Genomic DNA, 26,807 nt, shown 5'->3' on the forward strand with positions numbered 1-26,807 from the left:
CTACTTCAATCCGCCAAAACGGCGGTCACGTGCTTGATACTCGAGTACTGCTTGATCGAGTTGCTCCGGCGTGAAATCTGGCCAAAGCGCGTCGGTAAAGACCAACTCGCTGTACGCCATTTGCCAGAGTAAAAAGTTCGAAATGCGTTCCTCGCCACTCGTGCGAATGACCAAATCCGGATCAGCGAGTTCACCCAGTGGCGCGGTCATCAATGCCGCATCAAAATGTGCCTCATCGATTTGGTCTGTGGTAATGGTACCCGCTTGCACATCCTGAGCTAACTGGCGCGCCGCATCCAGAATCTCACTGCGACTGCCATAATTGAGTGCAAAATTCAGAATCATGCCCGTGTTCTGTGCGGTATCCGCCATCGCCTTCAGGGCAGCCTTCTTGGTCGCCTCCGGCAGGTCGTCAAGATATCCCATCACATGCACGCGCACATTCTCTTCAATCAACTCCGGCATGAACGCATCAAAGAAATCGACCGGTAGCCGCATCAAATAGCCGACCTCATCGTTCGGCCGCTTCCAATTCTCGGTTGAAAAAGCGTATAGGGTCAACGCCTTCACACCCATCCGACTGGCTGCCTTGGTGATCACTTTGACATTTTCCATGCCTTGCTTGTGACCAGCAATGCGCGGCAACAGTCGTTTTTTTGCCCACCGGCCATTACCATCCATGATGATGGCAATGTGTGCCGGTATCCGGTTTGAATCAATCGTTGGGGCTGGTTTCTTTGAGAACACACAGTTCCCCTCCTTGTTCATAATCTTTATTGATTGTAGCAGAAAAGCTACGGTTAAAAAAGTAAAGAATCAGCAATGCCGCTAGAGCAAGGTCGAGATTCCAGTAACAACAAAAAACAGAGCCAGCACCGTGACAAAACGTAACGTCTCGTCAACAGCGATCACTCTGTTTTTTGTGGCGCTCATCGATTAGCCTTCAGTGATTTCTTTTTCCTTCGCGGCGGCGATTTCATCAATCCGCTTGGTCGCTTGGTCAGTCACATCTTGCATATCTTTTTCAAACTTATGCAATTCATCTTCAGTGATTTCAGACACCTTTTGTTGTTTCTTCAAAGTATCCAAGGCATCACGGCGAATGTTACGAACCGCAATTTTGGCTGTTTCGGCGTATTTGCCGACTTCCTTAGCCAATTCCTTACGCCGATCCCCGGTTAATTGTGGAATCACTAAGCGGATAACAGAACCATCGTTGGCAGGGTTAATGCCCAGATCACTCATATTAATTGCTGCTTCGATGTCCTTCAAAACGGACTTATCGTATGGTGTCACCATCAAAACACGAGGTTCAGGAATGGTAATGGCTGCCATTTGGTTCAATGGCGTTGGTGCACCGTAGTACTCCACGCTAATCCGGTTTAACAGACTCGCATTGGCACGGCCGGCACGGATATTGCCCAATTCACGTTGCAAGGCTTCTTCGGACTTAACCATTGTTGCCTTGGCTTGTTCAATGACTTCGTTAGCCATAAATTATTCTCTCCCTTTAATCGTGGTGCCGATGTTTTCGCCTTCGACAACACGCTTGATGTTATTAGCTTCATTTAAGTTGAAGACAACCAGTGGAATGTCGTTGTCCATCGACAAGGAGCTCGCTGTGGTGTCCATGACCTTGAGATCCTTGTTGATGATGTCGAGATGACTCAATGAGTCAAACTTAATCGCTTCAGCATCCTTGTTTGGATCAGCTGAGTACACACCGTCAACGTTGTTCTTCGCCATCAGAATCACGTCAGCATCGATTTCAGCCGCACGTAATGCCGCTGTCGTATCTGTACTGAAGTAAGGGTTCCCTGTCCCGGCCGCAAAAATCACGACGCGACCCTTTTCCAGATGCCGAACTGCCTTGCGGCGAATATATGGTTCCGCAATTTGACGCATTTCGATTGATGTTTGGACCCGTGTTGGCACATCAATGTTTTCTAAACTGTCTTGCAGGGCCAATGAATTCATGACCGTGGCGAGCATGCCCATGTAATCCGCTTGGGCGCGTTCCATGCCCATTTCGGCACCGATTTGACCACGCCAGATGTTACCGCCACCGACAACGATGGCAACTTGTACCCCTAAATCGTGCACTGCCTTAATTTCCTTGGCAACAGAGGCGATAACAGGTGGGTTGATCCCAAATCCTTTTTCACCGGCTAAGGCTTCACCGCTCACTTTCAACACAATACGCTTATATTTGACCATGAATTCCATTCCTCTCGTTTTCTAGCTGCTCCTAGTTTAACATATTCCAAGCGCCGCGGCACTGCCAAAAGCAGTCCATCGGTCGCTCGCAGGCGTTTACACCGCAAAAAAAGAGTCGTGGCATTCGTCACGACTCTTTTTAGGAATCAATTAATCTTTAATCTGACCCATAACTTCTTCAGCAAAGTCATTAGTCTTCTTTTCGATCCCTTCGCCGACTTCAAAGCGGACAAAGTTCTTAACCTTGCCACCCTTGCTTTCAACGTATTGGCCGACAGTCATGTCAGTATCCTTAACGAATTCTTGGTCAACCAAGGAAATTTCGCTCAGGAACTTGTTCATCCGGCCTTCAACGATCTTAGGAATGATCTTTTCTGGCTTGCCTTCGTTCTTTGTTTCTTCAGTCACAACTTGCTTTTCGTGATCTAAAACATCGGCTGGCACTTGGTCGCGAGTCACATAACGAGGGTTAACAGCAGCAACGTGCATTGCAACGTCGCGAGCTGTTTCTTCATCAGCGCCTTCAAGTGTAACTAACACAGCGATTTGGCCACCGTTGTGTAAGTACTTACCAAAGACATCGCCATCATTCTTTGTTTCGAGTTGGAAACGACGGAAGTTGATCTTTTCACCGATAACAGCAGTCAATGACTTCGCTGTTTCATCGATTGTTTGACCCTTGATGTCGAGCTTCAAAGCAGCATCCATGTCGGCTGGCTTTTCAGCAGCAACAGTTGCGGAAACTTCGTCAACAAAGTCCTTGAAGCTGTCGTTAGACGCAACAAAGTCTGTTTCAGAGTTGATTTCAACAACAGCAGCAGAATTGCCTTCGATAGCAACTTGAGCAAGCCCTTCAGCAGCGATGTTACCGCTCTTCTTGGCAGCCTTTGCTAAGCCCTTTTCACGTAAAACGTCAATTGCCTTTTCCATGTCACCTTCAGCAGCGACCAAGGCCTTCTTTGCGTCCATCATCCCAACTTGGGTGCGGTCACGTAATTCTTTAACTAAAGCAGCAGTAATTGCCATGTGTTATTTCCTCCTTTAGATAGAAAAGGGTTGTCCGCAGATCTGCAGAATGCGAAACCTTCAGGCAACCCTTTATCGTTTAATTATTTAGCGTCAGTGTTGTCGCCTTCAACGGCTTCAACAATGTCTTCGATTGAATCGCTTGAGTTGTTGTTGTCGAAGTTAACGTCGCCTTGGTCTTCACCTTGGTTGCCTTCGATAACAGCATCAGCCATCTTAGCTGTGATCAAACGAACGGCACGAATAGCGTCGTCGTTTGATGGGATGATAACATCGATATCATCTGGATCAGAGTTGGTATCAACCATCGCAACGATAGGAATGTTCAACTTGTGTGCTTCTTGAACAGCAATCTTTTCCTTGCGTGGGTCAACAATGAACATCACATCTGGGATGCGAGGCATGTCTTCGATACCACCTAAGAACTTGGTTAACTTGTCTTGTTGCTTCTTAAGCAAAGCAACTTCCTTCTTAGGTAACTTGTCGAAGGTGCCATCTTCGGCCATCTTCTTGATGTCCTTTAAGCGCTTGATCCGTGTTTGGATGGTGTTCCAGTTAGTCAAAGTCCCACCTAACCAACGATGGTTAACGTAGTATTGACCGGCACGGGTTGCTTCTTCAGCAATTGCGTCTTGAGCTTGCTTCTTTGTACCAACGAATAAAACAACACCGTTATCGGCTGCTTCTTCCTTAACAAAGTTGTAAGCATCGTCAATCATCTTGACGGTCTTTTGTAAATCAATAATGTAGATGCCGTTACGTTCCGTGAAGATGAATGGCTTCATCTTAGGATTCCAACGACGGGTTTGGTGACCAAAGTGGACACCGGCTTCTAAAAGCTGCTTCATGCTTAATACTGCCATGAGTAAATTCCTCCAATAGGTTTTATTCCTCTCACCAACGTCCACTCGCAACCGAACTCTTTCGAGCACCTCAGTCACGATTAGTTGATGATGTGGTTTGTGCTTTTCACACTCAGACTAGTATACAGAAATGTTGATCCTTTGGCAAGTCCTACCACTGCACATTGTGTGCCCGCAAAATTGCTCCTTCGCGTGGCGACTCTGATGCTTGAACGCCCACTCGGCCGATAAGGCATCGTGCTTGGTAGCAAAGCTTTCACTGTACAGGAGTGACACCGGGCGTCTGGCGGCCGTGTATTTGGCTCCCTTGCCCGCATTGTGCGTGTTGACGCGAGCAGTGACATCCGTAGTGAAGCCACCATAAAACGAGCCATCAGCACATAATAAAACGTAAAAATAAAATTCTTCAGCCATAGAGTAAGTGGGCCACCTCCTGCGTGTAGGTGCCATCCGCCTGATAGACCACAACGGGTGGCAGAATGCGAATGCCATCCGGTTTCCCCGCCTTAATGGCCTCAATCAAGACCATATTGGCTTCACGATCCGCTTTGGGATGCACGAAGCGAATGCGTTTGGGCGCGAGGCCGTTTTGCATCAGCGTGCTGAGCAATTCCTGTAAGCGATCCGGGCGATGGACCAAAAAAGTTTGCCTTGATACTTCAATAATTGTGCACTCACACGACAGACCGTCTCAAAATCGGTGGTCAGCTCATGCCGTGCCAGCGCGAGATGCTCGTTGGGATTCTTAACACTCTGATCACTGACCTTGAAGTATGGCGGATTGCAGGTGACCACATCGACCGTATCTTTTTGAACAAATTGCGCGGTGTCTGCCAAGTCTGCCGTCACCACATTCACATTCGTCAACTGATTGAGCGTCACACTGCGGCTGGCCATATCAGCCAAACGTGGCTGCAATTCTACCAATGTGACCTGATTGCGGGTTTGTTCCGCAACAAACAGGCCAACAGCGCCGTTGCCGGCTGCCAAGTCGACCACCCGACTGTTGGCTTTGACCTGCGCAAAAGCTGACAGGAGCACAGCGTCCAGCGAGAAGGCAAACACTTCGGCGCTTTGAATGATTTGGACCGCCCCGCTTCTGAGTTGATCAATTCGTTCCCCTGGTAAAAGTTCCATACTGCCTCCAAATTTATCTCTGCATAGATTTGTGGATAATGCTATAATTTAGCACACAAGTTGATAGTAAAGGAAGTCGACCGATGTTCTATTCATTTATCCGGGTGGTTGCCCGCGTGATCGTGTTTCTGATCAACGGTAACACCCACTACCAAAATAAAGAAGCACTCCCTGACGGCCCTTATGTGCTTGTCGGGCCGCATCGCACATGGTGGGATCCCATCATGTTTGCGCTTGCCGCATCACCTCGAAAATTCGCCTTTATGGCTAAAGAAGAACTGTTCCGTAATCCCATTTTACGCTGGATTTTGGTCCACGCCAATGCCTTTGGTGTCGATCGGGCGCACCCCGGGCCAAGCGTGGTCAAAACACCGGTGAAAATGTTGCGTCAAGGTGAACTCTCCGTCATGATTTTCCCTTCCGGATCGCGTTACGCTAACGAGCTCAAGGGTGGCGCGGCCTTGATTGCCAAGTTGGCCAAGGTGCCCATCGTGCCCGCCGTCTACCAGGGTCCCGTCAAGTTCAGTCAATTGCTGTTGCGCAAGCGCGTGGATATTCGCTTCGGTGACCCCATCCCAGCGCCCACTGGCAAACTCGATGATGAGAAAATCAAAGCCATCGGTGACCAAATGCAGGTCGCTTTTGATCAATTAGACAAAGAAATCAATCCGGACTTCCACTATGTACCCGATGAGAGCAAGTACCTGGAAGAAAAGAGTAAAGGCAAAGTGAATTAAAAGCAAAAAAGGTTGTGACACCCCATCTGGGGCATGTCACAACCTTTTTTGATGTCGCTAGACACGAGCCGAATGTCTGAAGCCATAGCTGAAATAGATAATCAGCCCAAAACCAAACCACAGACCACTCATCACCCAAGTTTCGAGACTCAACTGACTCATGAGCAATAAGCAAAAAGCCAAGGAAATCAGTGGGGTCACGGGGTACCCGGGCACCTTAAAGCCTTGATTATCGATGCCCTGATGATGGCGTAAGGGAATGATGCCAAGAGACACGAAGGCAAAAGCGATCAGTGTGCCGATATTGACTAGATTGACCAATTGCGTCAGCGGCACAAAGCCCCCTAACAACGCGATAATCACGGTCACCGTGCCTAATGCGTGTTGTGGTAACTGATTGTGGACTTTGGCAAACCAAGCTGGTAACAAGTGATCGCGTCCAATCGCATAAACGAGGCGCGATGAGCTATAAATCATCGTCACCATCATCGTGAACATGCCGGCAATCGCGCCAACTGAGATGATGCCCCCAATGCCCGTTTGATGCACCGCGGCCAGAGCAAAGGCCACGGGATCGGCGACGTTCAACTCACTGTAATGCACCATACCGGTGAGAACAATGGCCACTAAGACATACAAGATAGTGGCAATAATCACGTCCCGATAATGCCGCGTGGTAGCGTTTTTGCGGGTGCTTCACCTCAGGCGCTGAGGCTGAAACCGCATCAAACCCGAGATAAGCGAAGAATACCATCGAGCGCCCGCTAAGACTCCCTTGCCTCCGTATGGGAAGTACGGTTGCCAATTCTTGGGTTGCACGTAGAACAAGCCGACGAGAATAAAGAGCAGGATGATGGCCAGTTTGACCACCACCATGATGCGATTGACCCGCATTGAGCTCTGCATACCGTGCGACAACATCCACCCGATCAATAAAACAACGCCAACCGCAATCAGATTAACATACTGGCCGTTGCCGGGATTGAACGCACCGGTAATCGCTTTGGGCAGGTTAAGACCAAAGCCCCGTAAGAGACTGACCAAGTACGCCGAGAAGCTGGTCGACACCGCAGCCACGGCTAACATGTACTCGAGCACTAGGGCCCAACCAATGATCCAGCCAAAAATCTGACCAAAGACAATATTGCCGTACGCGTAAGCGGAACCCGCCACAGGGAGTGCGGAGGCAAACTCGGCATAACACATCGCCGCAAAAGAACAAGCGACGGCCGCAAGAATAAACGCCAAGGTGATGGCCGGTCCGCTGGTGGTGGCGGCTACGGTACCGGGTAAAATAAAAATTCCGGTCCCAATGACTGCCCCAATCCCGAGTGCCACAAGGTCACGTGTGGTCAGGGTTTTAGCAAACTGATGATCAGCCGCCAACGTTTTTCTAAATCTGGTTTTACGGTCATGCGTTGCCACAGTGACATAGACATCCATCCCTCATCATTTTTTACATTGTAACCAAAAAATTGGCGCGTTGCACTCACTTTTCCCCGGCCTGCAGCTGATACATCAGCGCATAGCGACCGTTTTGCGCGAGTAATTCTTGATGCGTGCCGCGTTCAACAATGCGGCCGTCATCCAAGACCAGAATCAAGTCGGCATCTTGAATCGTCGACAACCGGTGCGCAATCGCAATGGTAGTACGGTTTTCGCGCAAGCGCGCCAATCCTGTTTGAATCATCGCTTCGGTTTCCGTATCGATATTGGCCGTGGCTTCATCCAACACCAAGACCTTAGGATTCGTCACCACGGTCCGAGCGAATGAAATCAATTGTCGTTGGCCGGCAGAGAATTGACTCCCGCCTTCGATCACACGCGCGTGATACTGACCAGGCAACTTTTCGATGAATTCATCCGCCTGCACAAATTCCGCTGCTTCACGAATTTGATTATCGGTGATTTTATCATTGAACAAGCGAATATTGCTGGCAACATCCCCATAGAACATAAAGGCATCCTGCAAGACCAAACCTAATTTTTCGCGCAGTTCTTCCATACTGAAATCGCGGATATCCTGATCATCAATCAGGATTTGACCTTCGCCGAATTCATAGAAGCGCATCAAGACGTTGATGATGGAGCTCTTGCCGGAACCGGTATGGCCGACAAGCGCCACCGTCTGTCCCGGATTGGCGACAAAACTGATGTCTTTCAAAATGTTGTGTTCACCGTCATAACTGAAATTGACATGACGAAATTCGATTTTACCGTGCGTCATCGTCGCGTGTGCATCGGGATTCTGTGTGGGTGCCAGTTCCTGATCATCCAAAATCCGGAAAATCCGGCTCCCTGCGACCACCCCATCCTGCATGAAGGCCAAGCTATCCATCATGTTGGTCATGGGATTGAAGAAATTCGCGACATACGTGGTAAATGCGTAGACCAACCCCGCTTCTACAAACGTGTGCATCGAATTATCACCGAATTGACCCAAGACAACCACTAAGGCCAAGATGTACAGCAGGTTGATGATGGGTGATAACAGTAAGCTGTTGGTGCGGATCATGGCCTTTCTGGTAGCGAGATAGGCGTCATTGGTGGTTTCAAACTCCTTGGTGATGCGTGTTTCTTGACGGAACTGCTGAATGATGCTGATACCCTCAATCGATTCATTGAGTTTGGTATTCAGTTCGGACAAACGTTCCCGCATCCGCCGATAAACCTTGGAGCTGTAGGTACTGTAATACCAGATCACAATAATCAAGACGGGCAGGAACAAAAGCACTGTCCACGCGATTTTGGGTGCGGCGAGCACCATCGCAATAAAGCTAGAGACCACCGAGAATACCCCGACAATCACCGATAGAATCACATTCCAAAAATCAGCCAGTGTCATCGTATCATTGGTGACTCGAGAAACAATTGAGCCCGCCGGTGTCTGATCGAAGTAGCGCATGCCTAGCGTGTGCAACTTGGCAAATAATTCCCGGCGCACATCTTCAAGGCCACGTTCAGACCCCATCATGAACCAAAACGACTGCATGAATTGCAGCAGCGCCTTGATGATGGTTCCAAACAGGTAGAGACTCGCCACGGCAATGATGACGCCCAGTGTGGCCGATTGTTTGGCTAAGAAATGATCCAGATAGTATTGCAACAGCCATGGTAGGGCAACGTTCATCCCCGCCAACAGTGCCGCAGCAACCAATGCCCCACCGAATTGACGCTTATACGGCTTGGTATACGTCATTAAGCGGCCCATGATCTTCCACTGTTCTTTCATGGGAATACTCTGTGCCCATGCCGATTGTTGTTTAGCCATTCGCGCCACCTCCTAACTGAGCTTCCAATTCTTGCTTGGCCCACATCTCTGCGTACCAGCCATTTTGATTCAATAATTCGTCGTGTGTGCCCCGCTCAATGATGCGCCCATTTTCGAGCACCACAATTTCGTTGGCATGCATCACAGAACTCAATCGATGGGCAGCGATAATGGTTGTCTTGTTCTCGCGGGTTGTCTTCAGCGCATCGAGAATTGCCGTTTCCGTTTTGGCATCCACGGCAGATAACGCATCATCCAAAATCAAGAGTTCTGGCTTGGTTAACAGGGCCCGCGCAATCGCCAAGCGTTGTTTTTGGCCGCCAGACAGACTGACACCCTTTTCGCCGACCAGCGTTTCATACTGGTCAGGAAATTGCAGAATATCATCGTGCACGGCACTATCCACTGCCGCTCGTTCAACACTGACTTGGTCCGCGCCAAAATCAGCGAAACGAATGTTATTGGCCACGGTAGTCGAGAATAAGAAATTATCCTGCGGCACATAGCCAATGGCATGCAGCAGCGCATCCTCTTGATAATCACGGATATCCACACCACCGAGAGTAATGTGACCCTTGTATTGGTCGAATTCACGCAGCAGCAGCTTGAACAGTGTTGTTTTCCCCGCACCGACACGACCGACGACACCCAGGGTCTGACCCTCTGGTAAGGTGAAGTCGATATCGTGTAACGCCTCAACATCGGCTTCCGGATAGCTGAATGAGCGCACTTGATAGCTCAGATTACCGTGAGCTGCGGTCTCAACCGGTGTGTCCGGCAGATAACGTGCACTCTTGGTTTGTAGCAACTCATTGACCCGATCGTAACTGGCATTCCCACGTTCGAGAATATTGAACAGACGACCAATCGCAAACATCGGCCACACTAGGGCGGAGACATATGCGATAAATGAGATCAATTGCCCGATGGTAATACTCTTATTTTCAACCAGCACGCCGCCGTACACCAACGCAATGACATAGGTGAGGCCCATGATCAAACTGGTGATCGGATCAAATAATGCATCTAAGCGATTCACCTTGGTGTTGATGGTGATCGTCTTATCAACCAAGCGATTAAAGTCAGCGGTATCCTCTTTTTCCTGACCGAATGTCTTGATCACCTTGATGCCGCTAATCGATTCTTGCGTTTTGTCGTTTAGGCGTGAAAATGCGGCCTGTGACTTGGCAAACGCGGTGTGCAGACTGGTCCCCAATTTGCGCGCCATCACCGTCAGCAGCGGCATCGGGATGAGTGCGGCTAAGGTGAGCCGCCAGTCGACAAAATGGCCATGGCGACAATCGTGGTGCCGCCAGTAATAATGGAATCAAAAAGCGTCAAAATCCCAGCACCGGCGACATTTTGAATCGCATTCAGATCATTGGTGGCATGCGCCATCAAATCCCCGGTACGATGTTTCTGATAAAAAATCGCGTCCATGTCCATGAAGTGCTTGAACAAGCGTGAGCGCAGTGTCTTTTCGAGCTTCGCCGCACCACCCCAAATGGCGGTTCGCCAACCAAACCGAAAGACATACTGGCCGACACCGGCAAGCACTAATAAACCCAACCATAATAATAGCGTTGATCCATTGAGCTTATGTTTGGCCATCAAATCGACCAACACCCCAATTGCCCGTGGTGGAATTAAGTTCACCACAGCAACCAAGACTAGAAATAATAGGCCCCAGAGATAGCGGCCCTTTTCTTCGCGAAAGTACCAACCTAGTTTTTGAATATGCCCATTTTCACACCCCTTTAAAAGTAAAATATAATGAATATTTAATTATATAGCAATAAATAATGAACCACAAGCGCAATCGGTGTGGTCCTTTGCCAGAAACGAAAGAGCGTGTCACAAAACCATTGTGGTTTTGTGACACGCTCTTCTTACGCAATGACAGCACGGTCAAACGCGATTACTTGGCGTTTTTTGTGCTTGTTTCATTTGATTCATCATTTGATTCATCTTTTTAGCGGATGGTTTTTGCCCCATCTGCATCATCATTGTGCGTAACATATCTTCGTTTACTGGTGGATTGTCTTGGAAGTACTTCTTCATGTAAGCACGAGCACCGAAGAAACCGCCAACCAGACCAATAATTAAGCCGATTAAGATACCTAAGATCCAACCTATCATATGCGTCAACCCCCTTTACCGTTCAGATATTATTGTACAGAAATCGAGGGCAAATAAAACCCTAATCTTTCTCGTCACGCCAGCCGCGTTCACGCTGTAATTCACGTAATTTTTCGGGCGTGACATCGTGGCCCTCTTTGTCAACGTACTTGGTTTGTGCCATGCGATCGCGGAAGCCTTCCCGAAAATCCTTCAGGTAAGCTTCACGCAATGCTTTACGTTCTTCTTGTTCTTCTTCAGTTAAACCGAATTCTTTGTCCTTACGGGCGAGTTCATTAATCCGGTCAATTCGTTCTTTTGGTTGATCTGCCATCAAAAATTCCTCCTTCAGCTAATTCAGAGGCACCATCTGGTAACGATAGCCTTCTGCCGCCTCATGATCGAACGGTGCCTTTTGAAGCATTTTAACATAAGCCTGCGCTCGCTGCTCAGATTGAAAAACGCGAATTAATCTGACGGTGGTTAGGTCCGCGTAAAAGACCACAAACACTTGTTGTTGCATCCGCATCCCCTTCTATGGGCCGTGGCAATAAAAAAGAGCCGAAAACGGCTCTTTTCATTTTAACGACGCTTTTCCTTGATACGAGCAGCCTTACCACGGAGTGCGCGTAAGTAGTACAACTTAGCACGACGAACTTGACCGTGACGAGTTACTTCGATCTTTTCAACACGTGGGGTGTGTAATGGAAATGTCCGTTCAACACCGACACCGCTACTAATCTTACGAACAGTATATGTTGCGGAAACACCAACGCCATGACGCTTGATAACGACACCTTCGAACATTTGGATACGTTCGCGGTCGCCTTCAACGATACGGGCGTGGACACGTACGGTATCACCAGGACGGAAGTCAGGGATATCATCGCGTAATTGAGACTTAGTAATTTCTTGGATTAATGGATTCATTAATCAATTCTCCTTTTATCGACATTCATAATCTTCCCGAACAGCGGAATATCGTTGCTATGTGACGTATCACAATTAGTTAGTTTAGCATAGGCCAACCCATGATTCAAGCGCTTATTCGGTTTTCTCGCGGCGATCTAACCTGAAGCGCTGCGCTCCCCAAAGTCCCAAAACCCCCAACCAAGCCAGCAACATCACCCACACAGCAGGCCGATACCACGGTGAACTCACGCGTTGAACGGTAACTTGATTGGCAGGCTTGTCGAGCTTGATCATCACGCTGCCGCGAGTCGATTGCTTAATTTGGCGCACATTTGGGATCTGATAATGCAGACTGCTGTAATACCAAATGGTAGATCGACCCAGTCACTCGTTGCTTGTGGCAAAGTAAACGTGATGGCATGGCTGTTTGGATCGACCGCCCGTGGCACCCGAAAATTTTCCATCAGCCACGGCCTGGTGCGCCGACACACTCACCTGCGCCCCAAACGAGGCTTTAGGCGTGGTTTCTGGTAGATAATCCGTGTACCACCGTAACCGATAGAAATCAGGTGACTGGAACGACGCCGGTGTTAATACATTATCCGCATGATGGTAATAGCCATCCTGTGGCTGCCATGCAGGTAGCGCGCGATTGCGTTGGCCAAGCGTCAATGTGATGTCCGCCATAGGGACCACAAAGCCAATCAAGGTCAGCATCAGCAATAGCCGATGCTCGCGTTGCGTACCTGAAGCTAACGTATCGAGAGATTGAATAAATCCGGCCGTCACCAAAAGTGTTGCGGCCATCGCCAGCAAGCGCCACTCCACGCCTTGAATCACATTTGCCAGCACCGTTGGCATCAATGACCATGGGAACAGATCGGTTGATAAGTAGAATAAAATCACGCCCAGCACGTAATAGACTCGACCCTCCTGAAATTGATGGTATTTTATCGCACGCCATGGCACATAAACCAACGCGATTAACCCCAACCAGCTCATCAGGCTGACTTTGTTGAGGGTCAATGTCTGTTGCACGATACCTAACAGTGAGGCACCCTTGAGCGGAATAAGCCGCACACTGGATAAATGTGACGGCGCCATCACGATGGGCATCAACCATGCCGGCAGACTCAACAGAAGCGCTAAGCCTCCCGCCAGACAGAACCGCCAAAAATGGACCACGTTCGGGCGGCCACGCTTTGCGTGATGGCAATGATCACAACCACAATCACCATGAGGACCGCTGTCGCCAGATGACTGTTCAATGTGATGGCGACGGGTACAGCCAACGCCAGAATATCGCGATATTGTCCCTTCTTGACGACATTATAAGTGGCCATCAACGCTCCCGGCAGCATGGCGCTGCCGATCATCATCCCCAGTGAACCACTATCGGTGTACGCGACAAAGCCCTGGGATAGCACGGTTACTGTGCCAAATAAGAGACTCGACCAGACTCGACCACCGGCCCGGCGAAAACCAAATACCGCTAACCACAAGCCGATGAACACAATCAGGCTCTGAATGGCATACCACTGTAACAAGCCGTTCAAGCCCCGTGTCAGGGCGACAAGTGGATACAAGAAATACGGCGGATACATCGCATTAAAGGCCTGACCCAGGCCCAAAAACTCGTGATGTTCACGATGTCTGGCAGGTGATGTTGTCGCGTGGCGATATTCAGATCCCCGATCCGCATCAGGTGGAACCAAGTATCGGTGCGCCATGAGCCATGACCGAAATGAACCGCCAAATAGAAATAAATTAATGTGATGCCGACAATGCCGATGGCTAACCCACCGGTCGACCACGATGCCCGTCCTACCCGACGCGGCTGTGTGTCAGTGTTCATGCCCAAACCTCTTTCTCAAAATCCATTTTCTCTACGCAAGCGTCATTTTATCATATGTAAGATGATTGTTAGTACATTTTATCGCCGTATTGCCTATTGCGCACAAAAAAGCGCCCTGACCACATTCGTATGAATGCTCACGGGCGCATTTTTCCTGAACTCAGCTAATCTAATTGGCTTTATCAGCCTCTTCACGCTTCACCTCACGCAATAACTTCTGCGCGTTCTTATCGAGTTCAAGGTCAGCCAGCAGATCTGGCCGCCGTAAGTATGTCCGGCGCAGACTCTCCTTGAGCCGCCACTGCGCAATGAGTTGATGATTCCCATTTTGTAAGACTTCTGGCACCTGCATGCCTTCGTAATCGGCGGGTCGCGTATATTGGGGATACTCCAGCAGACCGTTCTCAAAGCTATCGGTGTGCGCAGATTCCGTGTTCCCCAGCACACCCGGCAGCAGGCGTGCTGTGGCATCAATCATCATCATCGCACCCAATTCACCGCCTGTGAGCACGAAGTCACCCAATGAGTACTCATCCGTCACCAGCGTGCGAATGCGCTCATCGTAACCCTCGTAATGGCCACAGATAAAGACCAAGTGCGATTCCTGTGCGAGGTCGCGCGCAGCTTGTTGATCAAAGCGCTTGCCAGCTGGATCGAGCAGAATGACCCGCTTGTTGCCAGGGTGTGCCGCATTGATGTCTGCCATCGCATCAAAAATTGGTTCCGGCTTCAACAACATTCCAGCCCCGCCACCATAGGGCGTATCATCCACGTGCATGTGCTTGTCTTTGCTATATTTTCTGAAATCGGTCACACTAAATTCGAGCAAATCCCGTTCCAGTGCCTTACCGATGACACTCTGCGTCATTGGGGCAAACATGTCGGGGAAGAGGCTCAACACATCAATTCGCATCGTCAATCAACCCTTCTGGCACATCGACGTGCGCTTCCTTCTTATCCAAATCGATATTGAGCACCACAGAATTCAAAAATGGCAACAGAATATCAGACTTGCCCTTGCGCGGAATCACCCACACATCATTGGCACCGGGACTCAAGATTTCACTGACCTTGCCCAAGACTTGATTGTCCTGATCAATCACGGTCAAACCAATTAAGTCGCGGTAGTAATACTCACCATCATCGAGTGGCTGCAAATCCTCATCGGCCACCAACAAATCGTGCGTCTTGAATGGCAGTACTTGATTGATGTCGGTGTAGTTTTCAAAGGTCACCAAGGTGAAGCCCTTGTGTTGACGCACGCTGTTAATCACGACAGGCGTCTTGGCCGCGTCATCGATGTAGAGCTGTTGGCCTACAACAAAGCGTTCATCGGGGAAATCCGTGGTCACGATCACGCGCATCTCACCGCGCACCCCATGCGTATTCACCAGTTTGCCAACGCGATAGTATTCTGGCATATTGCCCTCCTCATTCTCAAAACACATTTCTCTCTAACAAAATAGCTCGAGGCAAAACCGAAGTTTCGTCTCGAGCTATTATTACTTTGAACGACCAGCATCCAAAATATTTAACCGTACACGTTTGGTATACGGTGCCTTGACGCTGTAAACCAAAGTGCGAATCGATTGCGCGACCCGACCCTGTTTACCGATAATCCGCCCGACATCATCGGGGGCAACCGTCAAGTCAAACGCCATATAGTCATCCGTCTCATGGGCGTCAATGACAACAGCGTCCGGATCATTGACTAATGGCGTCACAATGGCGCGAATAAGCGCTGTGATATCCATTATCGTTAACCCTATTTCTTAGCGAAGCGAGCTTCGTGATACTTTTGCATGATGCCCTTACTTGAAAGTAAGTTACGAACAGTATCTGAAGGCTGTGCGCCCTTTTGAAGCCAATCAAGGATTGTGTCCTCTTCTAACTTCAAGTCAACTGGTTCTGTTAATGGGTTGTAATAACCAACAGATTCGATGAACCGGCCATCACGTGGAAAACGTGAATCAGCAACAACGATCCGATAGAATGGCTTACGCTTGGAACCCATCCGCTTTAAACGAATTTTAACTGCCATTATGTGCCACCTCCTACTAATTTCTCAACTCTAGTATCATAGCAAATGTTTGATACCCTGTAAAGAGTTTTTTCTTTACAACCTAAAATCCTTACGACTTAAAGTGCTTCGCGGCTTTCAGACGCTTTTGTTTGTTCTTTTTGTTCTTCCGAACCATGGAATTCATCGCCATTTTGCCTAAGCGACCCTGAATCCCATTGCCCATCAAACCTTCCATACCAGCAAAGTTCCCCTTGCTCATCTGGTTCATCATCTTCTTGCTCTGATTGAACTGCTTGATCATGCGGTTGACTTCAGGGACGGGCCGGCCAGAACCAGCCGCAATCCGTCGGCGCCGTGATGGGTTCAACAGATCAGGATCGGTCCGTTCAGCTTCCGTCATGGAGTACACAATCGCCTTCATGTGGGCAAAGTCTTTGGGGTCAACTTGCAAATTGGCCACAGCGGGATTATTCGCCATCCCCGGAATCATCTTCAGGATGTCTTCCATGGGGCCCATATTACTGATTTGGTCCATCTGATCCAGGAAGTCGTTGAAATCAAACGAGTTCTGTTGGATCTTTTCGGCCATTTCGGCAGCTTGTTTCTCATCGTAATTCTTCTGTGCCTTATCGATTAAGGTCAGCATGTCACCCATGCCCAGAATTCGATTGGCCATGCGGTCTGGATAGAAGACATCCAGCGCATCCATCTTTTCACCTTGCCCGACAAACTTGATTGGCTTACCGGTGACGGCACGAATCGAGAGTGCAGCCCCACCACGGGTATCCCCGTCTAACTTGGTCAAGACGACCCCGGTGATGTCCAAACGCTTGTTAAAGCCTTCAGCCACTTCCGTTGCGGCTTGCCCGGTCATGCTATCGACCACCAGCAAGATTTCGTCAGGTTTAGCGAGTGCCTTGATGTTATCCAATTCGGTCATCAAGGTTTCATCGATCTGCAGACGACCAGCCGTATCGATAATCACATAGTCATTGTGTTGCAGCGCCGCTTGTGCCATCCCTTGCCGTACAATCTCAACGGGGTCCGTATCGGTTCCCATATCAAAGACAGGCACCCCTAATTGGTCCCCAATTGTCTTTAATTGTTCGATCGCCGCTGGCCGGTAAACATCGGCCGCAATCAACAGTGGGCGTGCCTTTTCGTTTTCCATCAGGTAGCGAGACAATTTACCAACCGTGGTGGTTTTCCCGGCCCCTTGCAGCCCAGCCATCATGATCACGGTGGGGATGTGTGGCGACTTGTTCAGTGGCACCGCACTCTCACCCATGGTCTTGGTCAGTTCATCGTTCACAATCTTGATGATTTGTTGGGCTGGCGTTAAGCTGTCCAGCACATCAGCACCGACCGCTTGTTCACGCACAGTCTTGACGAAGTCCTTGACCACGCCAAAATTGACGTCGGCTTCAAGCAATGCTAAGCGAATCTCACGCATTGCCTCGCGGACGTCTGCATCGGTAACCTTCCCCTTACGGCGTAACCCGGAGAACGCCTTTTGTAGCCGTTCTGATAATCCTTCAAATGCCATAGTTGCCTCCTATAAAACCGTTCATTTATTAGTTAATCGTTATTGCGCGGTTTGATCCGCGACACGCATGAGCAACTCGCTCAACTGCTCATCAGCAGGATACGTCTTGCGAACATAGCGTGTCAATGCGTCCACCGCCTGATTTTGGGCCAAATAATTGGCATACAGATGTAATTTTTCTTCGTAAGCTTCCAGACTGGCCTCAGTGCGGCGGATGTTATCATAGACAGCCTGGCGAGAGACATCAAACTCTGTGGCAATCTCACCCAGTGAATAATCATCACCATAGTAGAGGGCCAAATAACTGTGCTGCTTATCTGTTAAGAGCGCACCGTAAAACTCAAAAAGTGAGTTCATGCGGTTATTTTTTCAATCTCCATCGTTGTCCGTCCTTTACCGCGTTTTCGCGTTGTATCCCTATTAGGATACCGATATCTGGGGCACGCGTCAATTCAATCCGGCAATTTATTCCGCTCACTGGTACCGTTCACTTTGATTTGTTGAATTCCTCACAAAACAGATGCACACCGCTTTCAAACGTGCTAAACTAAGGATAGTTTGAAATTGGAGGGAATATTATGGTTGCAGCAGTACTATACTGGGGCGTCATCTGCGCCCTGATTGGATGGGGACTTTGGAATATCCTGTTCTCTATCATTTATGTGCATAACCATGAAAATGGCAACTTGTGGTTCTTCGCCATTCTCAATACACTCACGCTATTATTCGGTGCGATTTTTATGTGGGTCATGAACAATGCCGCATGGCAGAAGTACTGGTTCACAACAGGCACCGCAACAAGCCCCATTCTGGGTGGCTTGCTGATCGCTTACATCGTCTTAATCGTGCTCCAAGTGATCTTGGGCCGCGAACCTAAGGCTAAAGCAGCGTAATTCATTTGAAGAGGCTGTGCCAATCCAATCGGGTTAGCACAGCCTCTTTTTGGTATTCACGGCCCAGTTGCGAGGCTTCATTTGCCGATTTTGTCCCATTGACGCGTACAATGGGCATTAATAATTCCACGAGGTGATCACAATGAAATGGTTGAAACGAATCGGTATCGGATTGGGCGCCCTGCTCGCTGTCATGGGACTGTGGTATGGCCAGCTGCAATACCGCACCCATGCGCTTGGCAATAATCACTTTGCCAGCAGCAATACCCCAACCCTGCTACTGGCGGGATACGCCGGCAATGCCTTGACGTATAGTGGCTTCATTCAGCGGATGCAGAGCGCAAATATCGCCCACCTGGCCCTCAAAATCACGGTCAGCACTAGCGGTCACATCAGCATGCAGCGCTTCGGCACACTCGATGACAATGCCATGATTCAAGTGCTGTTTGATGCCAACAAAGACTACCAAAAAGAACAGGCGCAATTACCCCAGGTGCTGGCCTATCTCAAACAGCGCGGCGTCGCAAAAGTGAACCTGGTCGGCCACTCAATGGGTGGCGGTGTGGGCTTAGCAACAATTTTGGCGACCGCTAACAAAAACAATACCCAACCATCGCCCGCTTTGTGGCCATTGGCAGCCCGTTCACTGGTCTCGGCAATACCCCTGATAAACGCGCGTGCCCAATTAAAACCAGCCTCAAACAATTACCCGCAGGATTAAAAATCCTCAATATCGCGGGTGATGTGTTTGGGACTGGCGGTGATTTGGAAGTCGCGAGCGCAACCGTGTTTGGTATCGCACCATTGCTGCCCAAAACCGTTGACTATCGCCAAGCGAGAATTACAGGCGATGTCCTCACGGCCGAGCACAGCTTCCTACATGAGAATGCACAAGTTGATCAATTGATCAGTCAGTTTCTGTGGCGTTAGCGGGTTGATCAATTAAGCCCTTAAACAAGCCATAAACGAACTTGGTCGGATCAAAGACTTGAAGATCATCCATCTTTTCACCTAAACCAACTAACTTCACGGGGACGTGAAGTTCATTACCGATAGCGAGCACAATTCCGCCCTTACCGGAACCATCCAACTTCGTCAGCACAATCCCGCTGATATCTGTTGTCTGATTGAATTCCTTGGCCTGACTCAAAGCGTTTTGCCCCGTCGTTGAATCGAGCACCAACAAGACTTCCTGTGGGGCGTCAGGCAATTCACGGACGATAACCCGCTTGATTTTGTCGAGCTCCTTCATCAAATTAACCTTGTTTTGAAGGCGGCCCGCTGTATCGACCAATAACACGTCCACGTTGTCTTCTTTTGCTTGCTTGACGGCATCGAACACAACTGCGGCGGGATCGCCCCCAGCTTCCGTTGCGACCACAGGAACACCATCGCGGCGGCCCCATTCTTGCAACTGTTCGATGGCGCCGGCACGGAAGGTATCACCAGCGGCCAGCAAGACGGACTTGCCTTCTTCCTTCAGCTGATGGGCTAACTTCCCGATTGTCGTCGTTTTGCCGGCACCGTTCACACCAACAAAGAGAAAGACGGTTGGACCAGATTCCGCATAGTGCAAGCTATTGTCTTCTGAGTCCTCGGATTCCCCATAGAGATCGACTAACTTCTGCACAATCACTTGTGAGACCTCTTCAGGCTTCTTCACATTCTTTAACCGCACTTCTTCCCGCAGTTGATCACTGATTGTGACGGCTGTTTGATAACCGACATCCGCTTCAATCAGCATCTCTTCAAGATCTTCAAAAAAGTCTTCATCGACCGTGCGGAAGTTGGCAAATAACGCGTTGAGTCGATCACTGAAACTACTGCGGCTTTTCTCTAATCCCGCTTCATATTTATCTTCAGCAGGCGCTTCTTCGGGTTTATTACCCGTGAACGCCTGTTTAATTTTGTCAAATAATCCCATATTGTGGTCTCCTTTTGGCTGTTTTACCAGATTATTGCGCTTCGGGGTGGGCTTGATCGAGCTGCACCGCCATCATCTTTGAGACCCCGGATTCTTGCATGGTAACCCCCATATAGCATATCAGCAGCCACCATGGTCCCCTTCCGGTGCGTGATCACGATAAACTGAGTATCTGTTGCATAGTTGCGCAAGAACTCACCAAATCGCGTCACATTGGCCTCATCGAGTGATGCTTCAACCTCATCCAGAATCGAGAACGGTACCGGATTGACTTGGATAATCGCAAAGAGTAAGCCAATCGCCGTCAGCGCGCGTTCGCCACCAGACAGCAGCGATAACCGTTGCAGTTTTTTGCCAGGCGGCTGGGCCGTGATCTCTAAGCCAGTATTCAACAAATCATCAGGGTCCGTCAAGCTTAACGCCGCGTGTCCGCCGCCGAACATCTTCGGGAAGATGGTTTGAAAGGCAACATTTGTCGCATCAAAGGTGGTCTTAAACCGCTGAGCCACCTCATCATCGAGCTCACTCATTGTCGCTAACAACTGCGTTTTGGCCGCAATCAAATCATCGGCTTGTTGCGTCAAGAAATCAAAGCGCTCTTTGACTTCATCGTATTGTTCAATCGCCGCCAAATTGACAACGCCCAAGTCGTCGAGCCCGCGTTTCAAAAGCTTCAACTGACTGTTGAGTGCTGGCAAGGGTTGCACATCATCTGGTAGTGCGGCTTTTGCGGCCTCATAACTGGTCTGATACGTGGTGCTCAACCGATCCAGTTTTTGGTCCAGATTAATTTTGATGCGGTTGGCATTGACCTGTTGCTGCTCAGAATCGGTTTGCGCTTGTTGACGTTGCTGATAGGCCGTGGTGATTTGCGCGGAAACTCGGCTGAGCTGCGTGCGGTTGCTTGCCTTGTCCTGAGTCAACTGGGTCTGTTGTTGCTTCAAGGCATCGAGTGCCTGATTCAATTCCTTAACAACCGCCTCATTGTTGGCACGTTCTTGTTCGGTTTCAACCGCACCCGATTTGATTGTCGCCATTCGTTGTTGAAGCGTCTTGGCCTTAGCGGTACTGCTGGCAAACTCGGACTGACGCTCTTTGCGCTCAATCGCCAACGCCTTGAGATCACCATTGATATCACTGAGTTCCTGTTGCAAGGCCTGCACTTTGACTTGCACATCGGCCTGTTCGAGTGTCGCATCTTCCAAAATCAGCTTGGTCTGCTCAATCTCGGCTTCGACCTTTTCTTTGGCTGCTGCTAACTTCTGTTGCTGGTCGCGCAACGTATCGTGTTGCTCGGCGAGATTATCTGTGGCCACCTCGGGTAACGCCTCAGCCGCAGCTTGGCGTTGCAGTTGCGTCAGCGCCTGTTGCGCTTGCTCGAGCTGTTCTTGTTTCAGATTCAAGGCGGCCTTACTTTGATTCAGGTTTTGTGTCAGCGGCACAATCGCTTCTCGCGCCTGTTCGAGCGCTTGTTGTTGGGTCACTAACTGCTCCTGCAGCTCACTGAGCTTAGCCTCCATGGTTGTAATCTGTTCGGCCAACTGCTTAGTTTCTTGCGTACGTGCCAGCGGTGAGCTGCCCTGTTGTTTGGTTTGGCCCCCGGTCATCGCGCCACCGGGGTTGAGAATATCGCCATCCAAACTCACAATGCGATAGCGATGACCTGTCAGATTGGCAATCGCAACGGCGGCATCCAAACTTTCCACGATAATCAGGCTGCCCACCAAGTTACTCATGATCGGCTGAATCGCATCAGGAAAACTGATGAGCTCTAGGCCAGTCCCGATAAAGCCCGGTTGGTTGGTCAGTGTTGCGCGAATATTGGCAGGCAATGGCCGTGGCCGAATCACCGATGCAGGTAAGAAGGTAGCCCGCCCCGCGCGTTGCTGCTTGAGCCACGTGATGGCCTGTTTGGCGGTCGCTTCATCGCGCGTTGCAATCGCCTGAAGGTTGGCCCCCAGCGCGAGATCAAAGGCTTGTTGATAGGCTTTAGGCACCGTGATTAATTCGGCAATCGCACCGAGTAAGCCTTCAAAACGCTCGCGCTGTTTCAAGACGACACGCACGCCAGCATAGAAACCAGCATAGTCATCATGTAATTCCATCAAGGTTTCGTAACGCGCTTTTGCGGCTTGTAAAATTCCGCTCGCCTTCTGGTAACCCGCCTGTGTGTCACTCACACGTTGGCTGAGTTTGGTGCCCTCACTGGTCCGTTGGTCAAAGGTCTGAGTGAGTTCCTTGACCTGCGCCGTAAGCGCCTGCTGTGCCTGTTGCAAGGTATCGACAGTCTCTTGGCGCTGTTTGATCTGGTCGTTGCGTTCCTGTAATCGACGCTGTTTAGCGGCATCTTGATTGGCAGACAACGCCATTTGCTTATCCAAATCAGCCAACTTGTTTCGCGTGTTGGCCTCTTGCTGCAAGATATCGATGTACCGCGCCTGAGCCGCATCCAACGTGTCCTGCAACTGCTTAGGATCAGTCACCAATTGCTGCTGCACCAGCGACTGTGTCAAGGCATCGCGCTTAGTCGTCAACTGCCGTTCTTGTTCCTGCAGCGTGGTGAGTTGCTGCTGTGCTGTCTGCGCCTGTTCCGTCAGTTGATCGTGTTGCAAGTTGAGATCTGCCAACGTCTGCTGCGCGTTTTGTGCACGCTCTGAAGACACATTAGCCGCACCGGCAATATTTTTCAGCCTTCATGGACTTCGTCAAAATCTCATCGTTGACCGCCGTCAACTTGCCATCCAATTCCTGATCAACCGCTGTTAACTGATCGGACTGTGTTTCCAGGTGATCGATTGTCTTTTTCAAATTCTTCAACGTCTGCTGCGTAGTTTGAATTTCTGCCTGCAGACTTGTTTGTTCCGTATCCAGCTGTGTAATCTCTAAAACAAGCGCTTGTTGTTCAACCTGCGCAAATTGATCACTCAACCGCTGATAATCCTTGGCAAGCGAGCGCTGTTCTTCCAGTGGTTCCAGTTGGCGTTTCAATTCGTGGGTAATATCATTGATGCGATCGAGATTATCCGTGGTCACAGCGAGCTCGCCGGTCGCTTTTTGTTTCTGTTGTTTGTACTTGTAGACGCCAGCCGCTTCCTCGATGATGCCGCGACGCTGTTCGGGTTTACTGTTGAAAAATTGCTTCAACGCGACCCTGTGAGATAAAGGCAAAACTCTCTTTGCCCAACCCCGAATCCATGAACAGTTCGACGATATCCTTTAAGCGGACGGCCTGTTGGTTGAGATAAAATTCAGATTCCCCATCGCGATACAATCGCCGCGTGATGGTGACTTCTGTGGGTTGCTGCTTGAGATACCCATCACTGTTGTCAAAAATCATGGTGACTTCGGCCCGACTCAGCGGTTTGCGATCCGCCGTACCGGCAAAAATCACGTCACCCATGCGTTCGCCACGCAAACTTTTGGCACTCTGTTCCCCTAAACACCAGCGAATGGCCTCAGTGATATTACTCTTACCACTACCGTTTGGTCCGACAATGCCGGTTAATCCGGGCACAAATTCAATCACGGTTTTGTCCGCAAATGATTTGAACCCATTAATTTGTAAGCTTCGTAACTGCATGTTTTTCCGTCCACTTCGTTAAATTGTTTCAAAAACAGGGCCAGGCAATCTTGCCCGAGCCCCGATAATTACGCCTGTTTGAGTCGCGCCAGTGCGGCAGCGGCTGCCGCTTGTTCCGCGGCCTTTTTATTTTTACCCTGACCTTGGCCTAAGACCACATCATCGATCGCCACTTCCACATGGAACTGTCGCTCGTGTGCTGGCCCATCTTCACCCAATAGGCGATAAGTAATCTGCACATCACCATCTTGCTGAGCGAATTCTTGCAGCGCTGTTTTGTGGTCCATCTCAGCGGAGAATTCACCGGCTTCGATATGTGGAAAAATCACTTGTTCCACAAACTTGATGACGGCGCCGCGCCCTTGATCCAGATACAAGGCGCCGTTGAAGGCTTCAAACAAGTCCTCAAGTAAGGTCAATCGGGTTCGTGCCCCGGCTTGTTCCTCACCCTTACCGAGCTTAATGTACTGATCGAAGTGCGCTTCTTTTGAAAAACTGGAAAAACTACGTGTCTGCACAATCGCAGCCCGCATGCGGGTTAACTTACCCTCAGGCAGATCGGGATACTTGCGATACAGGTAGTCAGACACGGTGAGTTCGAGCACCGCGTCCCCCAGAAATTCCAATCTTTCGTTGTCCTTTAATCCTAATTCACGATGTTCATTAACGTACGAGGAGTGAGTGAATGCTTCGTCCAAATGGTGAGATCATTGAACTCGATCCCGTAACGCTGTCTCAACTCACTGATAAACTCTGAAGCAACCATGCCGTTCTCCCTTCATTACTCTTGTTTCATTATACTAGAGCCACACAAAAAACCACCTGCTAGAGGTGGTTTTTCATATGCGTTAGTGATTACTTGGTTAATTCGATATTAGCGTAGTTAGCAACAGTTGTGTCGTTACTAATACTGTAACCCTTAACCTTGTTGCTGACAGGTTCTACCTTTGTCCGGTAGAAGGTAGGAACTACAGCAGCTTGGTCAAGCATATACTTTTGCCATGCCTTGAAGGCCTTCACACGGTATGCAGAGTCTTCAGCCTTTTCGCTGTCGATATCATTCAACAACTTGGTGTTTTCAGCGGTTGCGAAACGACTGTAGTTGAATGGTGCCTTAGCAGAGAACAAGTCATATGGTGAAGGTTCGGATGAGAGTCCCCATGCAGCGGAGAAGACATCAATCCCCTTGTCATCGTTTTGAATCTTGTCGTAGAAGGAGTTGAATTCGATCAGACGACCTGTGGCTAACTTGACGCGCAAGCCAATCTTCTTCCATTGCTGGATGTAGTCTTGGGCGATTGGTTCAGCGGTTTCGCCGCCGGCCATTGAGGCAAAGTTGATAGTCAACTTCTTGCCATCAGGATCTGTCCGGTAACCATCGCTGCCCTTCTTGTAACCCGCATCATCCAATAACTTGTTGGCCTTCTTGATGTTCAAGGTATAACCCTTATCATCCAAGTGATAATCGCCGAATACTGGTGGAATCAAGGTTGTCCCACGTGGCCGTAAGCCGGCATAGAACTTGGTTGAGATTTCATCGTTGTTCAACGCGTAGACCATGGCCTGGCGCAATGACTTATTGGCCATCTTGGCCTTGGCATCCATGACGTTTTCGCCCGTCTTGTCGTCCCACTTACCCAGCTTGAAGGCGATGTAACTGTAGGCGAGGTCTTGTTGACCTAAGTTGGTGTAGCCGTCTGACTTCTTCCAGTCGCTGAAGTTATCTTGTGGCATTTCACGCAAGACGTCATACTTCTTGTTCTTCAATGCTGAAGGTGCAGAAGCGCTTGACACGGTTTCTTCAGTAATCTTGCTTAGCTTGGGCTTTGGTCCGTAGTAGTACTTGTTAGGTACAAATTCAACGGATTGACCAGGAATGATCTTTGAGATAGCGTATGGCCCGAAGAAGAGAGGCTTCTTACGAATCTTGTCGCTAGACATCAAGTCCTTAAAGGCAACATCCTTCAAGTAATGATAAGGTGCCGCATTGGCCCAGATATAGCCGTTACCACCTTGCTTCATGCCAGGCTTCATTTCCTTGAAGTGAATCACAACGGTTTTGCCGTTGTCGCCGTCAGGCATTTCAAGGCCAGAAATTGTCTTGGCCTTACCCGCGTTGTATTCGGTCATCCCTTCAATGTTCTGAAGGGATTCCGTGTAACGTTGTGACTTGGTATCTGGATTGGCAATAATCTCATACGCATAGACGATATCGCGCGCGGTGACCGGTTGCCCATCGGACCACTTCACATTGTCCTTCAACGTGATGGTTGCGGTCTTGGCCTTTTGATCGAGTTTCTGTGTTGCCGCACCCTTATCATTGATAGTGAAGTCCTTGTCAGTCCCAAAAAGTGCCTCAGAAGCTGGTGTCATAAAATCGGCATCAAAGTTATCGGTATACAATTCTTCGTTAAAGACACCTTTGAATGGGGAATCATTAACAATCCCAATCGATAAAGTGCCCCCCTTTTCAACAGAGCCTGAACCCTTTGAAGTAATGGGAAATGATAACTTCGTCGTTGAACCATTAGAACTGGATGAGGAGTTGCTGCTCTTTGAACCACATGCTGCTAACGTCAGAACCAGTGCTGTTGAAAGCAGCACCATTCCAATTTTAGAACGTTTCTTCATACGCTTTACCCTCCTAAAGTTAAACCACTAACGCCTTTTTAATTGGTTTATAAGTATACATAAGTTATAACATG

General features: G+C 49.3%; 25 protein-coding genes and 6 pseudogenes. 3 read left to right on the forward strand and 28 right to left on the reverse strand.

Translation table 11 applies throughout. The features are described from left to right. From uppS to JCM17471_RS05925, 7 genes and pseudogenes are all read right to left on the reverse strand, one after another. A complete protein-coding gene (uppS, locus tag JCM17471_RS05895) occupies positions 1–768 on the reverse strand; it encodes an undecaprenyl pyrophosphate synthase (protein WP_054777183.1) in 768 nt (255 codons plus the stop codon). Between the two features lie 168 nt (positions 769–936). Next, complete coding sequence (gene frr, locus JCM17471_RS05900; protein WP_054777184.1) at positions 937–1,494, reverse strand: ribosome recycling factor; 558 nt, start codon at positions 1,492–1,494, stop codon at positions 937–939. A 3-nt stretch (positions 1,495–1,497) separates the two neighbouring features. After that, on the reverse strand, positions 1,498–2,217 hold the full coding sequence (gene pyrH, locus JCM17471_RS05905) for a UMP kinase (protein ID WP_054777237.1): 720 nt from the start codon (positions 2,215–2,217) through the stop codon (positions 1,498–1,500). A 150-nt stretch (positions 2,218–2,367) separates the two neighbouring features. Then, positions 2,368–3,243, reverse strand: a complete 876-nt coding sequence (tsf, locus tag JCM17471_RS05910) for a translation elongation factor Ts (protein WP_054777185.1) — start codon at positions 3,241–3,243, stop codon at positions 2,368–2,370. Between the two features lie 83 nt (positions 3,244–3,326). Further along, on the reverse strand, positions 3,327–4,106 hold the full coding sequence (gene rpsB / locus JCM17471_RS05915) for a 30S ribosomal protein S2 (RefSeq protein WP_054777186.1): 780 nt from the start codon (positions 4,104–4,106) through the stop codon (positions 3,327–3,329). Positions 4,107–4,223: 117 nt separating this feature from the next. Then, positions 4,224–4,520 (reverse strand): GIY-YIG nuclease family protein, encoded by a 297-nt coding sequence (locus JCM17471_RS05920; RefSeq protein ID WP_054777187.1) that lies wholly within the window; start codon positions 4,518–4,520, stop codon positions 4,224–4,226. Next, a pseudogene (locus tag JCM17471_RS05925) lies at positions 4,513–5,243 on the reverse strand (tRNA1(Val) (adenine(37)-N6)-methyltransferase). Before JCM17471_RS05925 ends, JCM17471_RS05920 begins: the two are co-directional and overlap by 8 nt. Positions 5,244–5,326: 83 nt before the next feature. Between JCM17471_RS05925 and JCM17471_RS05930 the strand changes: the two are divergent. Beyond that, positions 5,327–5,980 carry a lysophospholipid acyltransferase family protein gene (locus JCM17471_RS05930; protein ID WP_054777188.1) on the forward strand — a complete coding sequence of 218 codons (654 nt, stop codon included), beginning with the start codon at positions 5,327–5,329 and terminating at the stop codon, positions 5,978–5,980. Positions 5,981–6,037: 57 nt separating this feature from the next. Here the strand turns inward: JCM17471_RS05930 and JCM17471_RS16475 are convergent, their stop codons facing one another. From JCM17471_RS16475 to JCM17471_RS06005, 17 genes and pseudogenes are all read right to left on the reverse strand, one after another. Next, on the reverse strand, positions 6,038–6,142 hold the full coding sequence (locus tag JCM17471_RS16475) for an amino acid permease C-terminal domain-containing protein (RefSeq protein ID WP_369395806.1): 105 nt from the start codon (positions 6,140–6,142) through the stop codon (positions 6,038–6,040). A 45-nt stretch (positions 6,143–6,187) separates the two neighbouring features. Next, positions 6,188–7,423, reverse strand: a pseudogene (locus JCM17471_RS05935) (amino acid permease); the annotation flags it as partial. A 46-nt stretch (positions 7,424–7,469) separates the two neighbouring features. Continuing rightward, positions 7,470–9,251, reverse strand: a complete 1,782-nt coding sequence (locus JCM17471_RS05940; RefSeq protein WP_054777189.1) for an ABC transporter ATP-binding protein — start codon at positions 9,249–9,251, stop codon at positions 7,470–7,472. After that, positions 9,244–11,021: pseudogene (locus tag JCM17471_RS05945) on the reverse strand (ABC transporter ATP-binding protein). The gene JCM17471_RS05940 and the pseudogene JCM17471_RS05945 overlap by 8 nt, the downstream one beginning before the upstream one ends. Before the next feature lie 138 nt (positions 11,022–11,159). Further along, positions 11,160–11,390 (reverse strand): YneF family protein, encoded by a 231-nt coding sequence (locus JCM17471_RS05950; protein ID WP_054777190.1) that lies wholly within the window; start codon positions 11,388–11,390, stop codon positions 11,160–11,162. Positions 11,391–11,451: 61 nt separating this feature from the next. Next, positions 11,452–11,703 (reverse strand): DUF896 domain-containing protein, encoded by a 252-nt coding sequence (locus JCM17471_RS05955; protein ID WP_054777191.1) that lies wholly within the window; start codon positions 11,701–11,703, stop codon positions 11,452–11,454. A gap of 18 nt (positions 11,704–11,721) precedes the next feature. Then, positions 11,722–11,892, reverse strand: a complete 171-nt coding sequence (locus tag JCM17471_RS14015; RefSeq protein WP_156321623.1) for a hypothetical protein — start codon at positions 11,890–11,892, stop codon at positions 11,722–11,724. Positions 11,893–11,951: 59 nt separating this feature from the next. Beyond that, a complete protein-coding gene (rplS, locus tag JCM17471_RS05960; protein WP_054777192.1) occupies positions 11,952–12,299 on the reverse strand; it encodes a 50S ribosomal protein L19 in 348 nt (115 codons plus the stop codon). A 114-nt stretch (positions 12,300–12,413) separates the two neighbouring features. Continuing rightward, positions 12,414–12,611, reverse strand: coding sequence for a hypothetical protein (locus JCM17471_RS05965; protein ID WP_054777193.1), 198 nt, complete (start codon positions 12,609–12,611; stop codon positions 12,414–12,416). A 54-nt stretch (positions 12,612–12,665) separates the two neighbouring features. After that, positions 12,666–13,466 carry a hypothetical protein gene (locus tag JCM17471_RS05970; protein WP_162208366.1) on the reverse strand — a complete coding sequence of 267 codons (801 nt, stop codon included), beginning with the start codon at positions 13,464–13,466 and terminating at the stop codon, positions 12,666–12,668. Further along, complete coding sequence (locus JCM17471_RS05975; RefSeq protein WP_156321624.1) at positions 13,427–13,996, reverse strand: hypothetical protein; 570 nt, start codon at positions 13,994–13,996, stop codon at positions 13,427–13,429. Before JCM17471_RS05975 ends, JCM17471_RS05970 begins: the two co-directional genes overlap by 40 nt. Before the next feature lie 309 nt (positions 13,997–14,305). Continuing rightward, a complete protein-coding gene (trmD, locus tag JCM17471_RS05980) occupies positions 14,306–15,049 on the reverse strand; it encodes a tRNA (guanosine(37)-N1)-methyltransferase TrmD (RefSeq protein WP_054777196.1) in 744 nt (247 codons plus the stop codon). Next, positions 15,039–15,557: a ribosome maturation factor RimM gene (gene rimM / locus JCM17471_RS05985; RefSeq protein ID WP_054777197.1), complete on the reverse strand. Its 519-nt coding sequence runs from the start codon at positions 15,555–15,557 to the stop codon at positions 15,039–15,041. The genes trmD and rimM overlap by 11 nt, the downstream gene beginning before the upstream one ends. Before the next feature lie 81 nt (positions 15,558–15,638). Further along, on the reverse strand, positions 15,639–15,893 hold the full coding sequence (locus JCM17471_RS05990; RefSeq protein ID WP_054777198.1) for a KH domain-containing protein: 255 nt from the start codon (positions 15,891–15,893) through the stop codon (positions 15,639–15,641). 8 nt (positions 15,894–15,901) lie between these two features. Further along, positions 15,902–16,177 (reverse strand): 30S ribosomal protein S16, encoded by a 276-nt coding sequence (gene rpsP / locus JCM17471_RS05995; protein ID WP_054777199.1) that lies wholly within the window; start codon positions 16,175–16,177, stop codon positions 15,902–15,904. A gap of 91 nt (positions 16,178–16,268) precedes the next feature. After that, a complete protein-coding gene (ffh, locus tag JCM17471_RS06000) occupies positions 16,269–17,705 on the reverse strand; it encodes a signal recognition particle protein (RefSeq protein WP_054777200.1) in 1,437 nt (478 codons plus the stop codon). A gap of 39 nt (positions 17,706–17,744) precedes the next feature. Beyond that, complete coding sequence (locus tag JCM17471_RS06005; RefSeq protein ID WP_054777201.1) at positions 17,745–18,062, reverse strand: putative DNA-binding protein; 318 nt, start codon at positions 18,060–18,062, stop codon at positions 17,745–17,747. Positions 18,063–18,283: 221 nt separating this feature from the next. Here JCM17471_RS06005 and JCM17471_RS06010 point away from each other — a divergent pair, with 221 nt between their 5' ends. Both JCM17471_RS06010 and JCM17471_RS15120 read left to right on the forward strand, forming a co-directional pair. Beyond that, a complete protein-coding gene (locus tag JCM17471_RS06010; RefSeq protein WP_054777202.1) occupies positions 18,284–18,598 on the forward strand; it encodes a hypothetical protein in 315 nt (104 codons plus the stop codon). Between the two features lie 193 nt (positions 18,599–18,791). After that, positions 18,792–19,528, forward strand: a pseudogene (locus JCM17471_RS15120) (alpha/beta hydrolase). On the opposite strand, the gene ftsY reads toward JCM17471_RS15120, so the two are convergent. From ftsY to JCM17471_RS06040, 4 genes and pseudogenes are all read right to left on the reverse strand, one after another. Beyond that, positions 19,506–20,522: a signal recognition particle-docking protein FtsY gene (gene ftsY / locus JCM17471_RS06025; protein ID WP_054777205.1), complete on the reverse strand. Its 1,017-nt coding sequence runs from the start codon at positions 20,520–20,522 to the stop codon at positions 19,506–19,508. The pseudogene JCM17471_RS15120 and the gene ftsY overlap by 23 nt on opposite strands. Before the next feature lie 31 nt (positions 20,523–20,553). Further along, positions 20,554–24,102: pseudogene (smc, locus tag JCM17471_RS06030) on the reverse strand (chromosome segregation protein SMC). A 68-nt stretch (positions 24,103–24,170) separates the two neighbouring features. After that, a pseudogene (rnc, locus tag JCM17471_RS06035) lies at positions 24,171–24,868 on the reverse strand (ribonuclease III). Positions 24,869–24,957: 89 nt separating this feature from the next. Continuing rightward, positions 24,958–26,733, reverse strand: a complete 1,776-nt coding sequence (locus JCM17471_RS06040) for an oligopeptide ABC transporter substrate-binding protein (RefSeq protein ID WP_054777206.1) — start codon at positions 26,731–26,733, stop codon at positions 24,958–24,960. Positions 26,734–26,807: the final 74 nt, after the last annotated feature.

It is taken from the genome of Lacticaseibacillus saniviri JCM 17471 = DSM 24301 (assembly GCF_001311785.1).
In the GTDB taxonomy this organism is placed as follows: Bacteria; Bacillota; Bacilli; order Lactobacillales; family Lactobacillaceae; genus Lacticaseibacillus; species Lacticaseibacillus saniviri.

What these genes read in the sequence shown, in the direction of transcription:
- rplS (WP_054777192.1), bottom strand. Translation starts at nt 12,299, where the DNA reads ATGAATCCATTAATCCAAGAAATTACTAAGTCTCAATTACGCGATGAT.
- rimM (WP_054777197.1), bottom strand. Translation starts at nt 15,557, where the DNA reads ATGCCAGAATACTATCGCGTTGGCAAACTGGTGAATACGCATGGGGTG.
- JCM17471_RS05930 (WP_054777188.1), top strand. Translation starts at nt 5,327, where the DNA reads ATGTTCTATTCATTTATCCGGGTGGTTGCCCGCGTGATCGTGTTTCTG.
- JCM17471_RS16475 (WP_369395806.1), bottom strand. Translation starts at nt 6,142, where the DNA reads ATGAGTCAGTTGAGTCTCGAAACTTGGGTGATGAGTGGTCTGTGGTTT.
- uppS (WP_054777183.1), bottom strand. Translation starts at nt 768, where the DNA reads ATGAACAAGGAGGGGAACTGTGTGTTCTCAAAGAAACCAGCCCCAACG.
- tsf (WP_054777185.1), bottom strand. Translation starts at nt 3,243, where the DNA reads ATGGCAATTACTGCTGCTTTAGTTAAAGAATTACGTGACCGCACCCAA.
- JCM17471_RS05940 (WP_054777189.1), bottom strand. Translation starts at nt 9,251, where the DNA reads ATGGCTAAACAACAATCGGCATGGGCACAGAGTATTCCCATGAAAGAA.
- JCM17471_RS06040 (WP_054777206.1), bottom strand. Translation starts at nt 26,733, where the DNA reads ATGAAGAAACGTTCTAAAATTGGAATGGTGCTGCTTTCAACAGCACTG.
- trmD (WP_054777196.1), bottom strand. Translation starts at nt 15,049, where the DNA reads ATGCGAATTGATGTGTTGAGCCTCTTCCCCGACATGTTTGCCCCAATG.
- JCM17471_RS14015 (WP_156321623.1), bottom strand. Translation starts at nt 11,892, where the DNA reads ATGCAACAACAAGTGTTTGTGGTCTTTTACGCGGACCTAACCACCGTC.
- JCM17471_RS05920 (WP_054777187.1), bottom strand. Translation starts at nt 4,520, where the DNA reads ATGGCTGAAGAATTTTATTTTTACGTTTTATTATGTGCTGATGGCTCG.
- JCM17471_RS05950 (WP_054777190.1), bottom strand. Translation starts at nt 11,390, where the DNA reads ATGATAGGTTGGATCTTAGGTATCTTAATCGGCTTAATTATTGGTCTG.
- frr (WP_054777184.1), bottom strand. Translation starts at nt 1,494, where the DNA reads ATGGCTAACGAAGTCATTGAACAAGCCAAGGCAACAATGGTTAAGTCC.
- rpsB (WP_054777186.1), bottom strand. Translation starts at nt 4,106, where the DNA reads ATGGCAGTATTAAGCATGAAGCAGCTTTTAGAAGCCGGTGTCCACTTT.
- JCM17471_RS05955 (WP_054777191.1), bottom strand. Translation starts at nt 11,703, where the DNA reads ATGGCAGATCAACCAAAAGAACGAATTGACCGGATTAATGAACTCGCC.
- JCM17471_RS06005 (WP_054777201.1), bottom strand. Translation starts at nt 18,062, where the DNA reads ATGAACTCACTTTTTGAGTTTTACGGTGCGCTCTTAACAGATAAGCAG.
- ffh (WP_054777200.1), bottom strand. Translation starts at nt 17,705, where the DNA reads ATGGCATTTGAAGGATTATCAGAACGGCTACAAAAGGCGTTCTCCGGG.
- pyrH (WP_054777237.1), bottom strand. Translation starts at nt 2,217, where the DNA reads ATGGTCAAATATAAGCGTATTGTGTTGAAAGTGAGCGGTGAAGCCTTA.
- JCM17471_RS06010 (WP_054777202.1), top strand. Translation starts at nt 18,284, where the DNA reads ATGGTTGCAGCAGTACTATACTGGGGCGTCATCTGCGCCCTGATTGGA.
- ftsY (WP_054777205.1), bottom strand. Translation starts at nt 20,522, where the DNA reads ATGGGATTATTTGACAAAATTAAACAGGCGTTCACGGGTAATAAACCC.
- rpsP (WP_054777199.1), bottom strand. Translation starts at nt 16,177, where the DNA reads ATGGCAGTTAAAATTCGTTTAAAGCGGATGGGTTCCAAGCGTAAGCCA.